The sequence below is a fragment of the Halogranum roseipondis genome (genome assembly GCF_059695585.1).
The window spans coordinates 116,289-129,932 of the sequence record NZ_JBUEED010000006.1; the positions used below are offsets into that span (position 1 = coordinate 116,289).

Annotated in this window: 10 protein-coding genes; 1 reads left to right on the plus strand and 9 read right to left on the minus strand. The window is 65.2% G+C overall.

What is annotated here, in order from left to right:
• The first annotated feature begins 296 nt into the window (after window positions 1–296).
• The gene (locus EOHIBHHM_RS21850) at window positions 297–1,523 is read left to right on the plus strand and encodes a Cdc6/Cdc18 family protein (protein WP_497257875.1); all 1,227 of its coding nucleotides are present in this window, start codon (window positions 297–299) and stop codon (window positions 1,521–1,523) included.
• 124 nt (window positions 1,524–1,647) lie between these two features.
• On the opposite strand, the gene EOHIBHHM_RS21855 is transcribed toward EOHIBHHM_RS21850, so the two are convergent.
• The 9 genes from EOHIBHHM_RS21855 to EOHIBHHM_RS21895 form a co-directional block, all read right to left on the minus strand.
• Window positions 1,648–2,988 carry a CapA family protein gene (locus EOHIBHHM_RS21855; protein WP_497257877.1) on the minus strand — a complete coding sequence of 447 codons (1,341 nt, stop codon included), beginning with the start codon at window positions 2,986–2,988 and terminating at the stop codon, window positions 1,648–1,650.
• Between the two features lie 59 nt (window positions 2,989–3,047).
• Complete coding sequence (locus tag EOHIBHHM_RS21860; RefSeq protein ID WP_497257879.1) at window positions 3,048–4,757, minus strand: asparagine synthase-related protein; 1,710 nt, start codon at window positions 4,755–4,757, stop codon at window positions 3,048–3,050.
• A gap of 18 nt (window positions 4,758–4,775) precedes the next feature.
• A complete protein-coding gene (glmS, locus tag EOHIBHHM_RS21865) occupies window positions 4,776–6,584 on the minus strand; it encodes a glutamine--fructose-6-phosphate transaminase (isomerizing) (protein ID WP_497257881.1) in 1,809 nt (602 codons plus the stop codon).
• A gap of 931 nt (window positions 6,585–7,515) precedes the next feature.
• Entirely contained in the window at window positions 7,516–8,136 is a 621-nt protein-coding gene (locus EOHIBHHM_RS21870; RefSeq protein ID WP_497257883.1) for a DUF7344 domain-containing protein, read from the minus strand.
• Between the two features lie 163 nt (window positions 8,137–8,299).
• Complete coding sequence (locus EOHIBHHM_RS21875; protein WP_497257885.1) at window positions 8,300–9,250, minus strand: glycosyltransferase; 951 nt, start codon at window positions 9,248–9,250, stop codon at window positions 8,300–8,302.
• Window positions 9,247–10,275: a DUF354 domain-containing protein gene (locus tag EOHIBHHM_RS21880; RefSeq protein WP_497257887.1), complete on the minus strand. Its 1,029-nt coding sequence runs from the start codon at window positions 10,273–10,275 to the stop codon at window positions 9,247–9,249. Before EOHIBHHM_RS21880 ends, EOHIBHHM_RS21875 begins: the two co-directional genes overlap by 4 nt.
• An 84-nt stretch (window positions 10,276–10,359) precedes the next feature.
• Window positions 10,360–11,682, minus strand: coding sequence for a nucleotide sugar dehydrogenase (locus tag EOHIBHHM_RS21885; protein ID WP_497257889.1), 1,323 nt, complete (start codon window positions 11,680–11,682; stop codon window positions 10,360–10,362).
• Window positions 11,675–13,063: a nucleotide sugar dehydrogenase gene (locus EOHIBHHM_RS21890; protein WP_497257891.1), complete on the minus strand. Its 1,389-nt coding sequence runs from the start codon at window positions 13,061–13,063 to the stop codon at window positions 11,675–11,677. The genes EOHIBHHM_RS21885 and EOHIBHHM_RS21890 overlap by 8 nt, the downstream gene beginning before the upstream one ends.
• Window positions 13,060–13,644, minus strand: coding sequence for an acyltransferase (locus EOHIBHHM_RS21895; protein ID WP_497257893.1), 585 nt, complete (start codon window positions 13,642–13,644; stop codon window positions 13,060–13,062). The genes EOHIBHHM_RS21890 and EOHIBHHM_RS21895 overlap by 4 nt, the downstream gene beginning before the upstream one ends.

Below are 13,644 nucleotides of genomic sequence, written 5' to 3' on the forward strand. Positions count from 1 at the left end.
GTTGCCGGTACCAGCAAATTTAAAATCAGATTTCAAACGTTTCCTAACTATAACTAGTGCGAAGAGAGACGAAGACTCGTATTCGAGATCTCTCTGGTGTCGTTTCTATATGGTGAGCTCACGTCGCGTACATGGTTTCTCGAGACAACCCCCCCCTCACCCCATACACGAACCAGCTACCAGGGTAGGTTCGTGTGTGATTTCTCAGGACAACCCCCCTCTCTCCCTTCTTTCACGAGACGCACGAGACTCTCGAGACAGGGGGTTTATATTATCTCTGTCAGAGTGTTCTGACAATGGATTCGTTCGCCGACGCTACAGATTCACTGTTCGTCGAGGATGACGCGCTCAGACGAGACTGGACTCCCGACGAACTTCCGGAGCGAGAGACTGAGTTGTCGCAGATACATTCACTACTTGAACCGGCGGCACGCGGTCAATCGCCACTCAATGCGTTCATCTACGGCAAGACTGGCCAGGGGAAGACAGCCGCTGTCGATGTTAAACTTCAGCAGTTAGAGGAACATGCAGACAGTCGAGACGACCTCTCGATCACGCCAGTCAAACTCTCGTGCAACAATCTCTCGGGGTCGTACCACGTCGCTGCTCACTTGCTCAAGACCCTGCGTGGACCTGGCGCGCAAGTTCCTCGTGGATACGATCTGCAGACTCTCTATGACAAAATCTACGCAGAACTCAACGACATCGGTGAAGTCATTATCGTGGTCCTCGACGAGATAGATTCCATCGGAACTGACGATTCGCTTCTGTACGAATTTCCTCGTGCAAGATACAACGGTCATCTTGACGATGGTGTGCGTCTGTCGGTCATTGGTATTAGCAACGACTTCGCGTTCCGGGACAACCTGTCTCCGAAGGTCAAGGACTCGCTCTGTGACGAGGAAATTGAGTTCGCGCCGTACGATGCGAACCAACTCCGGCAGATTCTCCGTCGACGGGCCGACATTGCACTTCGAGACGATGTACTTGGTGACGACGTCATCCCCCTTTGTGCGGCGTTCTCTGCGCAGGAGAGTGGTTCGGCGCGTCTCGCAATCAAATATCTCGCTAAGGCAGCGTCACTTGCTGATTCCGAGGGTACATCCGTAGTCGAGGGTCGTCATGTTCGCAACGCCGAGGACGAGATCGAACAAGAGTTCATCAGTAAGGGAATGCGGAATCTCACCACTCACGACCACCTAACGTTGTGCGCGGTCGCACTCTTGGAGGCAGACGAAGAAACTCCGGCACGGACGCGAGCCCTGTATAGAGAGTACCAACACGTCTGCAAAGAACTTGAGGTCGACCCGTTAGTGCAGCGGCGGATGCGTGATCGGCTCTCTGACCTCAATCTGCATGGTATCATTCAAATCCACCAAGAGAACAAGGGACGGAATGGCGGGAACTTGTGGTTGTGCGAACTTGACGTGAGTCTTGAACAGACAGTCGAAGTATTGTCGGGTGTGAAGCGGTTCGAGTCAGTTGCCGAGATGGTTCAGGAGCGGTTATCTCTATCTCACTAAACACCAGATGCTGTGCCGAGAGTCGTAGCGCGCGAGATCTGATGAGTCGCTTGTCTTCGCTATTCTGCATACGATTCACCTCGCCTGTTGCGAATCCCGACCGACCTCTAAAAACTCTCACCGACTACCGAAACTGCCCGAGCACCGCCTTCACCGTTCGCTGTTTCGACGACGGCAGGTCGTACAGCTGTTGGTCCTCGGTCCAGGCGAACAGCTCGCGGACGTCGCGTCGGATCTCCGGGGTCCGACGGTCCCGGACGTCGCCGGTCTGCACGGCGAGCGCCGTCTCGATGGCGTCGCGGTGTGACTCGTTGCGGACGACGTTCAACAGGGTCAGCAGTTCGGTCCGCCGCTCCTCGGCGTCCCACACGTCGTCGCCGAGCGCCGCCTTGGGGTCCTTGAGCAGTTGGAGCGGACCGGAGGCGGTGCCGGCGCGGAGCCAGTTGCTGTACCGCTGTTCGAACAGGCGGAGGGCGATCTCCTGCCAGTAGGCGTGCAGGCGTTCGCGGTCGGCCGTGAGCTCCGAGACGCGGTGCAGGTAGTCGAGGTGCTCGTCGACGTCGCGGTCGCGACCCATCTCGTCGACGACGCCGTCGACCAGTTCCGTCGGGAGCAGGTCGACGCCGGTGACCGTGTCGCCCCGGAGCGTCAGTTCGACGCAGAGCCCCCACTTCGTGTTCGGGCGGTTCGACTGGTCGAACAGGAAGTTGCCGAGACTGTAGTAGATGGGACTGTCCTCGTACACTTCCCACCCCTGTGCGACGTGGGGGTGGTGGCCGACGACCGCGTCCGCGCCGGCGTCGACGAACCCGCGGAGCTGCGCCTGTCGCTGCTGGGGCGGCAGCGGGGTGAACTCCACGCCGCCGTGGGCGACGACGACCACGACGTCGGCGTCGGCGTTCGCCTCGGCGATCCGACGCTCGGTGCTGCGGTGGGAGGCCCACGCCGTCCCCGGCGTGTCGCGTTCGGCGACGCCGAACTCCCGTTCACAGACGTTCACCACCGCCACCGACGTCTCTCCGACGGTGACGGTCAACGGATCGAGCGCCGCGTGCTGGTTCTCTCCCGCGCCGACGGTCTGCAGGCCGACGGCGTCGCAGGCGTCGAGCGTCGCGGTCAACCCGCCCTCGCCGTAGTCCATGATGTGGTTGTTGGCGAGACAGGCGACGTCGAAGCCGGCGTCCGCGAGCAGTCGTGGTGCGGTCGGATCCGACGCCTTCGCCGGCCCCGCCTTCGCGATCGGGTCGCCGTCGCCGGGGATCGGTGCCTCCAGATTGACGAGCGCGTGGTCGGCCGCCGCGATGCGCTCGCGGAGGCCGTCACCGATGGGGTCGTCGGCGAAGTCGCTCCGGTAGATGCAGTCGCCGGCGAAGAACAGGCGTCGCTCGGGCGAGTCGTCGATGCTGTCACCGTCGTCGGTGTCGACGTCGACGAGGCTGAGTCGGTCTGCTGGTGTGGTTGTCATAGAGTCGAATCAGAACTGAGTCGTGATGGTGCGTTCGGTGACGGGCGGTGGAAGCTGACTCACGTCGAGGTCGACGGTGGGCGCAGCAGTTGGTCCGGTGTACAGCGCGACTCGCCCGTCGCGAACTCGATCCACGTCGTCAGGTCGTTCATCCGGAGTTTCACTCGCGGCGGCAGGCCGTGGACCTCCTCGTAGCCGGGGAACAGTTTCTGATCGAGGTTGTTCCGCTCGTACAGTTCCTTTCGGTCCGGCCACGGGTTCTCGAAGGCCCGGACGCCGGGGAGTTTCTCGCGGAGGAACTTCTCGATCTGGTTCATCCGGAACGAGTGGTGCGGTCTGTCCGGCGGCTGGTGACGCAGGATGTCGGGGTCGAGTTTCCGGAGCGCTTGCAGGAACGTCTGGGTGTTGCGGCGTTCCGGCGGCGTCTTCAGGTGCCAGTCGAGCAGTTCGCGGTCGACGGCGACGAAGCTCTCGACGTAGTGGTCCGCGAGATGACCGCGGAACGGGAGCGTCGGCTTCTGTTTGACCCCGAGCAGGTCGATCGCGTTGTGTGGGTCGTCCGCGCGGTCGAAACACGCCTCGTAGCGGGGTTCGATGACGTCGCGGGCGAACTCGTCCGCCGAACGACTGTCGAGCACCCCCCAGTCGGGGAGGTCGACGTCGCTGCCGAGGAATCCCAGTTTCTCGGCGAAGTGCTGTGAGACGTCCGGTTCCGGCTCCAACCCCTGCAGCGGGAACGTCCGGTCGAACAGCTCGAGTCCCTTGCCCGGGAGGAAGAACCCACGGAACAGCGTGTCGAACAGCATCCCGTGGTAGACGGTGTCGACCTCGATCTCGTCGTTGTTGCCACGGTGGTGGATGTGCAGCGACTCGCGGATCCCCTGTGAGTACTGGATGACCTCCGGGCGGACGTCGAGATAGCGTTCGGTCACCTCGAGCGTCTCGTGGTCGATCCCGTACTGACCGGCGAGCCGTTTTGCGACCTTCACCTCGTCGGAGTCGGGGGTGCCGAGCGTGTAGCCGACGTCGAGGTTCGGGTGCTGTGAGAGGATCGCACGCGAGTCGTAGCCGGCGCTGAGGAGCATCCCCTTCCGTCCGGGGAGGTCGATCCGTCGCTGGATGGCCCGCTCCAGTCGCTCGGCCAACTCCGTCGCGTAGTCGAACGTCTCCGGGGGCTGCGGGTCGTAGACGAACCGCGACAGCTCGCCCGTCGTCTCGGGGGTGAGATAGCCGTCGAACGGCACTCGGTGGAGTTCGTCGAACACCGTCGCCTCGTCGAAGGCGACGCCGAAGTGTGTCACCTCGGTGAGTGCCTGTTTGTCGAGCGACGCGTTCGGCACCGCCTGTGCGACGTTCGCCGCGTCGGTCCCGAACACGCGAACACCCGGTGCGTCGGTGAAGTAACACTCCCACGAGCGGATCGCGTCGGTGACGAGTTGGGCGTCGCCGCCGCGTTCCACGTAGGCGAGATACGAACCGTTCAGAGCGTCGAACGCGTCGTCGCCGACCTCGGCGTACCGGGCCAACAGCTCCTTGGCCGGCGAGACGCCGGTCTCCGAGACGACCTCGCCCCAGATGACGCAGGTCCCCGCCTCGCCGTCGTGTGCGACGGTCCGGCCCGGGAGCCCGTAGCCGAGATCACGGACGCCGATGGTCGCCTGCTTGGTCTCGACGACCGCGTTGAAGCGTGCCGGGTTACAGAAGCGCTCGAAGTCGGCTCGCTCGCCGAAGACGCCGAACAGTTCGTTCTGCATCGTCGATGATGTCACGAGAGGTATGTCGATGCGCTATTCCACCGTTACGCTCTTCGCGAGGTTGCGCGGCTTGTCGATCTCGCGGTCGAGCAGGTCGGCGGTGTAGTAGGAGACGAGCTGGAGTTGGACGTTCGCGAGGAGCCCAGCGATGTCGGGGTGCGTCTCCGGAATGTGGAGCACCGTGTCGGCGAACTCGTGGACGCTGTCGGCGTCGTCGGTGACGGCGACGATGTCGGCGCCGCGGGTGTGCGCCTCCTCGGCGTTCTTCCGCGTCTTCTCGCCGTTCTCGCCCGTGAACATCGAGAACACGACCGACTTCGGCGTCACGAGCGCGAGCGGTCCGTGTTTCAATTCGCCCGAGGCGAACCCTTCTGCGTGCTCGTAGGTGATCTCCTTGAACTTCAGTGCGCCCTCGAGTGCGACGGGGTACTCGTTGTCTCGGCCGATGAAGAAGTACGAGTCTTTGTCGAGATACTTCTCGCCGACCGCCTCGGCCGTCGACGTCTCGAGCACCTCGTCGATGTACTCGGGGAGCTTCTGGAGTTCGGTGAAGAACTCCTCGTTGTCCTCACGCGGCGTCCCCTGCTCGAGGTCCTGGGAGAGTCGGTGTGCGAGCAGCGTCAGCGTCGCGACCTGCGAGGAGAACGTCTTGGTCGCGGCGACGCCGATCTCGGGGCCGGCGCGGATGTACAGCGCGTGGTCGGCCTCGCGGGCGGCGCTCGACCCGACGACGTTCGTCACTGCGACGGTCTCGGCGCCGGCGTCCTGTGCGGCGCGGAGCGCCGAGATGGTGTCTGCGGTCTCACCGCTCTGCGTGACCGCGATGGTGAGCGTGTTCTCGGTCACCGTCGCCGTGTCGTACTCGCTGGCGATGGTCGCCGTCGCGCGGATCCCAGTCCGCTGGAGCTGCTGTGCCCCGTAGAGTGCGGCGTGATAGGAGGTCCCACACGCGATGAACTCGACGTGGTCGACGTCGTCGAACGTCCCCGGCGGGAACTCTTCGAGGTCGACGTCGCCGTCGTCGGTGATACGGCCACCGAGCGTGTTCGAGAGGGAGTCGGCCTGCTCGTTGATCTCCTTGAGCATGTAGTGGTCGTACTGACCCTTGCCGGTCTCCTCGGCGTTCCACTCGACCTCTTCGACGTCGCGCTCGACGACGTTCCCCTCGCGGTCCGTGAGGACGAGGTTCTCGGGTGTGACCTCCGCGAAGTCGCCGTTCTGGATGTACATGACCTCGTCGGTGAAGTCGAGGAACGCGGGGACGTCGCTCGCGAGATAGAAGCGGTCGTCGTCGACGCCGACGACGAGCGGCGAGTCCTGCCGCGCGGCGTACACCTTGTCCTCGCCGTCGACCATCAGCGCGACCGCGTAGCTGCCGTCGAGCTCGTCGACGGCGGTCTTGAACGCTTCCTCCACGTCCATCCCGCGGTCGAGGTGGTGCTCGACGAGATGCGGGATGACCTCCGTGTCGGTCTCGCTCTGGAACTCGTAGCCCTCGGCCTCCAGCTGCCGGCGGATGGACTCGTAGTTCTCGACGATGCCGTTGTGGACGACGACGACCTCGTCGGTCTGACTCGTGTGCGGGTGGGCGTTGTCGTCGGTCGGCGGCCCGTGGGTGCTCCAGCGGGTGTGGCCGATGCCGACGCTGCCGTTCGGCACGTCGCTCGCGATGGTCTCCTTGAGCTCGCTGATCTTGCCGGCTTTCTTCCGGACGGCGATCCCGCTGCCGTTCTGGACGGCGATCCCAGCCGAGTCGTAGCCGCGATACTCCAGGTTCTCGAGGCCGGTGAGCAGCTCACCGACTGCGTCGTCCGAACCGACGCACGCGATGATCCCACACATCAGTAGGCTCCCTCCGTGCTGCGGTCAGTTTTCTGCGCGGTCCAACCACCGTGGTTCCGGTCGAACGTGCCCGGTCGGTTCATGTTGTGTGTGTCTCCTCCCGCGCACTCCCGGTGCGGGAGATGACGCGGCTCTGTGACTGCTGCTTTGGCTGTAAGGCCCATTATTATACGTGGGCTAACAGTCTGAGCCCTCCATACGCCGATTTTCGCCGTCGCGTTTAGGTGTCGGTGAGGATGCAATCGTCGACAACGGCCCCAGTTGCGACTATCCGCTCACACACCGAATTTCGGGCCGTATCGCGCTTAGGACAGGGGTAAACGGCCTCGGACAGCCGAATTCGGCACTCCCGCCGATTCGAGTCGGTGAGTCGGAGACGTCGCGGCCACCTCGTATCTGTTACTAAGATAACAAGAACTTACTCCTCGGTCGGCGGTCACCGTCCCTCGCCCGAGCGGTCGGTGAGGTCCGCGGACCGGTATCCGTCTCGATACTCCCGTCGCGTGAACGTCGTCGTTCTCCTGAGTCGACGACCCGGCGCTCCCGCCGTCGGTGGCTCGGCGGTCTCGCGAGGCGGGGAGCAGCCACTCCTGACGACCATTTAGATTACTGAGCTGGTAAGTCAATTTAGCGAGACAGTAGCGCGGTGCGTGTGTCGTGACAACAGTTGATATGGCGTCAGATCGGCACAACGATCGGACGACGTCCTCCGATCTGCCGCACTCGCGGGCGAGCAGATCGGCGTCGGTCGACCCACCGGCGTCGCTGTGGCTCTCTCGCGCACTCCGGTCACAGAACAGGTCGTCCCGGCCAGTACGTCCGGCGGTAGCTCAGAGGGTCGTCCTCGACTCGCATCGATGTGCACCACGAGAATCGAACCCCGTGGTTCGCCGGGCGTCGCTGGTCTCCCGGTTGGCGACGGTAACGCCTCTCAGATGCGGTTCCGGTAGGTGAGTCCCACCGTGACGAAGAGGAACATCCCAGTGATGAAGGTCGCGAGGTAGCTCGACAACGCCGTCGGCGCGACGCCGACCCACGACGCGGCGGTGAGTGCGACGCCGACTGCCGTCGCACTGCTGTAGTAGCGCGTCGAGTCGGCCGTCGGTTCGACGACTGACGCTGCCGAGGCGGCGACCGCCTCGTCGGAGTCGCTCTCGGTATCCGCCTGGGAACCGACGTCAAGATAGTGTTCGAACCGGTCTGCGAGAGCGGTCCGTTCGACGACACCGCGGCTCTGGTTGTACTCGACGATCCCCTTCTCGTCGAGCTTCGGCAGGTGCGACTGGTAGAGCGCGATGTAGACGCGCTGCCGTTCGTTGGAGGTGAGCTGCTGGACGGTCGTGTCGTGCTCCCACGCGGCGACCTGCTCGGCGACGTCGCGCATGTCGACGCGCTCCTCGTCGGTCGCCTGGAGGTACTTCAGCACGCGGCGACGACGCTGGTTCTGCAGGATGTGAAACAGGTCGTCTTTCGACAGGTCGGCAACCGCCGGTTCGTCGTCGGTCTCGTCTCGATGCTCCGTCCCCGTCTCGACTGTCTCTGCCGTACTCATCACTGTTCTCGTTTCAGTAGACGGACGTTTTCTCCATCAACGTCTCTCCCAAACAGTTTGGGAGAGACGAGAATCTGTCGAACCGAGGTAACCAGGGGGGCGTTCAGAACCCCAAAACAGGTTGAATCCGGACGTCTCGTCACCGACAGCGCGTCACAGGGCCTTATACGACGGATTGATAGACGTCGAGCAGGCGGTCGCCCATCTCGTCGAGCGACAACCCGTCGACCACTTCGCGGCCGTCCGAGCGGGCATCGCCGGCGACGACGTCGGCCAGTCCGGCGGCCAACGCGGCGTCGTCGTCGGTGACGACCGAGTTCGTCACGCCGTCGAGCACGTCGGGGGCGAACCCGACGGGCGTCGAGACGACGGGGACGTTACAGGCGGCCGCCTCGCGGACGACCATCGGCCCGCTCTCGTACTCGGAGGTGACGAGCAGTGCGTCGGCCGCGTTGAAGTAGTACGGCATCTCCTCGTAGTCGACGCCCGACACCGTCCGCAGGTCGACCCCGGCCTCGTCGGCGACGCGCTCGGCGCGTGCGTAATCTTTCACCGGCCGCTCGGTGTCGTAGGGGAACAGCGCGATCTCCTCGCCGACTGGCCAGCCGACGCGCTCGCGTGCCTCCGTCCGGTCGATGGGGCGGAACAGGTCGGTGTCGACCCCGTACGGGATGCGGTGGTGCGGCACCGACAGCTCCTCGGACAGCGGTTTCGACGGCGAGACGACGGCGTCGAACCGTTCGCCACAGAGCTCGCTGAGCGTCGCGAGCCACGACGGACCCAGCACGTCCGACCCCCAAAGCGAGAGGACGATCGGACGCACCGGCTGTGCCAGCGCCATCGGTGCGGTCAGCCCGTAGTTGGCGTGGACGAGGTCGAACTCCTCCAAACTCCGGCCGAGCGTCTGCAGGTAGAAGGCGAGATACTCTCGCGGCCCGCGACCCTCGCCCGCACGCGGGACGACGACCGTCACGCACTCGACGCCGCGCTCCTCGAGCACCTCGACCTGCTTCCGGAAGAACGACCGCTCGGAGGTCGTCAGTTGCAGCACGCGGAGGTCGACGCCGTCGGTCTCCTCGTCGGCTGTCGCCGTCGGCTCCGATTCCGGACTCATCGGAGTGCGTCCAGCACCGTCTCGGTGACGTCGTTCTTCTCGTCGAGCAGGCGCTCGCGGCGGGCGTCCCAGTCGTCGCCCTCCTCGCCGTCGAGGATGGCGACGGCCGTCTCGAGCGCGTTGGCGTGGCGGTACGCCCCCTGACAGTTGTAGAGCAGCCCGTAGCGGGCCTCGATCTCGTCGGTGTACCCCATCCGCAGCGTGTTGACGTAGACGGCGGGTGTGCCCAGCACCGCGCTCTCGACGGCCATCGTCGCTCCCTCGCCGACGAAGAGGTCGGCGTACGCCAGGACGTGGTGGATGCGGTGCGGCGCGACGGTGGCGCGGCGGTCCTCCAACTCCCCGGGGAGAGAGGCCTCCGACGTGATGATCACCTGCGCGCCCGTCGCCTCCAACTGCTCGACCACGTCGCCGATGTCGTCGAAGCCGGCCTCGCCGACGTCGTGAGAGGCGTCCCACGAGACGAGTCGGAGCACGACCAGCTTCTCCTCGGGGTCGACGCCGAGCTCTTCCAGCACGCTCGGGTCCGGGTCGAACCGGTCGGGGTGGAGGTAGGCCAGTTCGTGGTAGCCCGCGTACTCCCGCTGGCTGCTCCCGGCGTCGTCGTGGAAGCACTCGGGCGTCCACACCTCGTCGGCGACGGGGAACGTGATCTTGTTCGCCGGGGCGTGCTCGGTGTCGGTGAAGACGACGCTGCGCGCGCCGACGAGCGCGGCGACGTGCGCCACCGCGGTGCCGCCGATGGCGGCCATCACGTCTGGCCGAAGCTCACGGGCCCGCTTCAGCAGTTTGTACTCGTACTGTAGCTGCGAGGTCGCCATCCCGCCGACGCCGCCGAGCACGCCGCTGCCCTGTCCGTCGAGCAGCACCTCGTGGTCGATCTCGTAGGCGTCCAGCAGGTCGACGGCGACCTCCTTGTCGCGGGCGAACACGTACACCTCGTGGCCCTCGTCCTCCAACTCCTCGATGGCGTGCTTGAAGAAGTGGACGTGTGCCGGATGCTGGATGGTGATGACGTACTTCATGCTCCTGTCTCCGTGGCGTGTCCGCGCCGACTCGACGTGCGTCCGTCCTGAATCATCGTGGGCTCCTCCTGAATCACGGTCGGCTTACAGGTTGTCGTAGGCGAAACCGGCCGCCGTCGCCACCTCTTCGTCCACCGTGTTCTCGACGTCGATGAGCACCGGCCGGTCGTTGAGGTCGGCGGAGATGCCTTCGACGTCGAGGTCGGCGAACTCGTCGTGCGGCGTGGCGAGGATGATCCCGTCGTAGCCGTTGAAGTCCATCTCGTCGGCCATCTCGATGCCGAAGTACTCCGCGCTGGCCTCGTCGTCCGCTCGCGGGTCGTAGCCGACGAGCTCGACGCCGTACTCCTGCAGTTCGCTGATGACGCCGCGCACCTCGGAGGTGCGGATGTCGCCGACGTTCGGCTTGTAGGCGAGACCGAGCACGAGCAGGCGGGCGTCGGAGAGCACCTTCTTCTGGTCGTTGAGCGCCTTCAGCGTCAACTCGGCGGTGTGCTTCGGCATGTACTCGTTGACCTCGCGGGCCTGCAGGATCAGCTTCGGCTGGTACCCCTTCCGCTCGGAGCCGTGGGCGAGGTAGTTCGGGTCCACCGGGATGCAGTGGCCGCCGACGAGCCCGGGGTGGTAGTCGTGGAAGTTCCACTTCGTCCCCGCCGCCTCGAGCACGTCGTTGGTGTCGATGTCGAGGTGGTCACAGATGATCGAGAGCTCGTTCATCAGCGCGATGTTGAGGTCGCGCTGGACGTTCTCGGTCACCTTCGCCGCCTCGGCTGTCTCGAGGTTGGGCGCCTCGTGGATGCCCGCGTCGACGACGGAGCCGTACAGCTCCGCGAGGTCGGCGAGCACCTCGTCGGTCGAGCCGCTGACGATCTTCACGACCTCCTGGAGCGTCCGGTCGGTCCCCGGTGCGAGCCGTTCCGGCGAGTAGCCCAGGTAGAACTCCTCGTCCAGCGTGAGCCCCGACTCCTCCTCGATGATCGGTCCGAGCACGTCGCGGGTGACGCCAGGGTAGACGGTCGACTCGAGGACGACCGTGGTGTCCTCGGTCAGGTTCTCCCCGACCGTGCGGGCGGCGGCCTTGATGAAGTCGAGGTTCGGGTTGTTCATCTCGTCGACCGGCGTCGGCACGGTGACGATGACGTAGTCGGCCTCCGCGATCTTCACGGCGTCGGTCGTGAACTCGACGTCGCTCTCGGCGATGGTGTCGTCTCCGAGGTCGCCTTCGGTCGTGTCGACGCCGTCGTCGAGCGCGGCGATCTTGTCCTCGTCGATGTCGAATCCGGTGACCTCGTGGCCCTCTCCGTCGAAGGCGACCGCCAGCGGCAGGCCCACGTAGCCCTGCCCGACCACACAGATTCGTTTGCTCTCGGCTCTCGTGTCGCGTGCTTCCGTCGTTGCTTCAGACATTGATACCAACTCCTCGGTAGTGGATCGCGTCGTGGCCACGTAGTTCGGTCAGCGACTGACGGCCGTCCACGACGACCAGCCGTCCGTCGTTCGGTGCGAGACTCGTGAGATCGAGGTCGTCGAACGCCTCCTGCGGCGTCACGAGCACGACCGCGTCGTACGTCTCGGCGATTTCGTCCATCTCGACCAGGTTCGCGCCGGCCGACTCGAACGGGTCGGTGTGAGTGTTGACCGGGTCGACCGCGTCGACGTCGACGCCCTCCTCGATCAGTCGCTCGACGAGCGGCAGCGCGGGGGTCGCGCGGATCTCGTCGACGCCGGGTCGGTACGTGAGTCCGAGCACGAGCGCCGTCGACTCGGCGGGGTCGACGCCCTCGGCGTGCAGCCCGTCGAGGGCGTGGTCGGCGGTGTAGCGCGGCATCTCGTCGTTCGTGTCGCGGGCGGCCCGCATGACGGGCGTCTCCGTGTCGAACTCCTTCATGATGAACCGCGGGTAGTACGGGATACAGTGACCGCCGACGCCCGCACCCGGCGTGTGAATCTCACAGAACGGCTGAGTGTTGGCCGCCTCGATGGCCTCCGTCACGTCGATGTCGAACGCCTCGGTGTGCTTCGCCAGTTCGTTGGCGAGGCCGATGTTGACGTCGCGGTAGACGCCCTCGAACACCTTGACCGCCTCCGCCGTCGTCGTGTCGGAGACGGTGAGGATGTCGTTCGAGTTGATGTGGCTGTAGATGAGTTCCGCGACCCGCGTGCTCTCCTCGTCGGCGCCGCCGACGATCTTCGGGTAGGCGCCGCGGATGTCTTCCAGCGCGCGCCCGCTCGCCGTTCGTTCCGGGCAGAACGCGAGGCCGAACTCGCCCAGTTCGAGTCCGGACTCCTCCTCTAAGATGGGCAGCAGGCGGTCGACGCAGGAGCGCGGCGGCAGCGTCGACTCGGCGATCACCATGTCGCCCTCCTCCAGTCCGCTGGCGATGTCGCGCATCACCGACTCGACGATAGAGAGGTCGGGTGCGCCGTCGTCGTCGATGAGCGTCGGGACGATGACGACGTGGACGCGGGCGTCCGTGGCGGCCTCTTTCGGGTCCGAGACCGCCCGGAAGGCGTCGTGAGAGACGAGTTCGTCGACGAGTTCGTCGAGTCCCGGCTCGCCCGCGATGTGGTTCTCGCCGGCGTTGAGTCCGGCGACGACGTCGGGGTCGACGTCCGCGCCGGTGACGTTGCCCGTCACCTCGGCGTAGACGCTCGCCAGCGGGAGGCCCATCTTGCCGAGGCCGTAGACGGCGACGGGTACCTCGCCGTTCGTGAACGCCGTCTGTTGGTCGTCCGTCGATGCATCACTGCCGTACAGGGGGGTCCCTGTGTTGACTGCCTCACTCATGCGAGTTCGTTCTCCGTGTCGAGTTCGTCGGGGAGGGGGCGGTGTTCGGCGGGGGAGCCGACCGCGAGCGTCTCCGGCGGCACGTCCTCCGTCACTGTGGAGCCGGCGGCGACGAACGCGCCCTCGCCGATGGTGACGCCGGGGAGGATGGTCGCGTTCGCGCCGATGGAGACGCCGTCCTCGATGGTCGGCCCCTGCATCTCGACGTCTTGTCGGACCGGGTAGGGGTCGTTCGTCAGCGTCGCCTTCGGCCCGATGAAGACGTTCGAGCCGACGGTGGTGTGCGTCGGGATGTAGACGCCCGTCTGCAGGCTGACGTTCGAGCCGATCTCGCAGGTTCCGTCGATGACCGTCTCGGTGCCGACGACGACCTCGTCGCCGATGGTGGTGTCCTCGCGGACGAGGGCGTTGTGACCGGTGACGAAGTCGTCGCCGACGTCGACGTCGGCGTAGACGATCGTCCCCTCTCGGATGCGCGCTCGGTCGCCCAGCGTCGTCGGCGACACGTCGTCGCCGTGCATGTAGCCGACCGTCGCGCCGTCGTCGATCTCGCAGCAGTCGCCGGCGTGGTACCAGCCCAT

Excerpts from the sequence above, each read along its gene's own strand:
- EOHIBHHM_RS21870 (WP_497257883.1), bottom strand. The coding sequence starts at position 8,136 with ATGAGTACGGCAGAGACAGTCGAGACGGGGACGGAGCATCGAGACGAG.
- EOHIBHHM_RS21885 (WP_497257889.1), bottom strand. The coding sequence starts at position 11,682 with ATGTCTGAAGCAACGACGGAAGCACGCGACACGAGAGCCGAGAGCAAA.
- EOHIBHHM_RS21855 (WP_497257877.1), bottom strand. The coding sequence starts at position 2,988 with ATGACAACCACACCAGCAGACCGACTCAGCCTCGTCGACGTCGACACC.
- EOHIBHHM_RS21895 (WP_497257893.1), bottom strand. The coding sequence starts at position 13,644 with ATGGGCTGGTACCACGCCGGCGACTGCTGCGAGATCGACGACGGCGCG.
- glmS (WP_497257881.1), bottom strand. The coding sequence starts at position 6,584 with ATGTGTGGGATCATCGCGTGCGTCGGTTCGGACGACGCAGTCGGTGAG.
- EOHIBHHM_RS21890 (WP_497257891.1), bottom strand. The coding sequence starts at position 13,063 with ATGAGTGAGGCAGTCAACACAGGGACCCCCCTGTACGGCAGTGATGCA.
- EOHIBHHM_RS21875 (WP_497257885.1), bottom strand. The coding sequence starts at position 9,250 with ATGAGTCCGGAATCGGAGCCGACGGCGACAGCCGACGAGGAGACCGAC.
- EOHIBHHM_RS21880 (WP_497257887.1), bottom strand. The coding sequence starts at position 10,275 with ATGAAGTACGTCATCACCATCCAGCATCCGGCACACGTCCACTTCTTC.
- EOHIBHHM_RS21850 (WP_497257875.1), top strand. The coding sequence starts at position 297 with ATGGATTCGTTCGCCGACGCTACAGATTCACTGTTCGTCGAGGATGAC.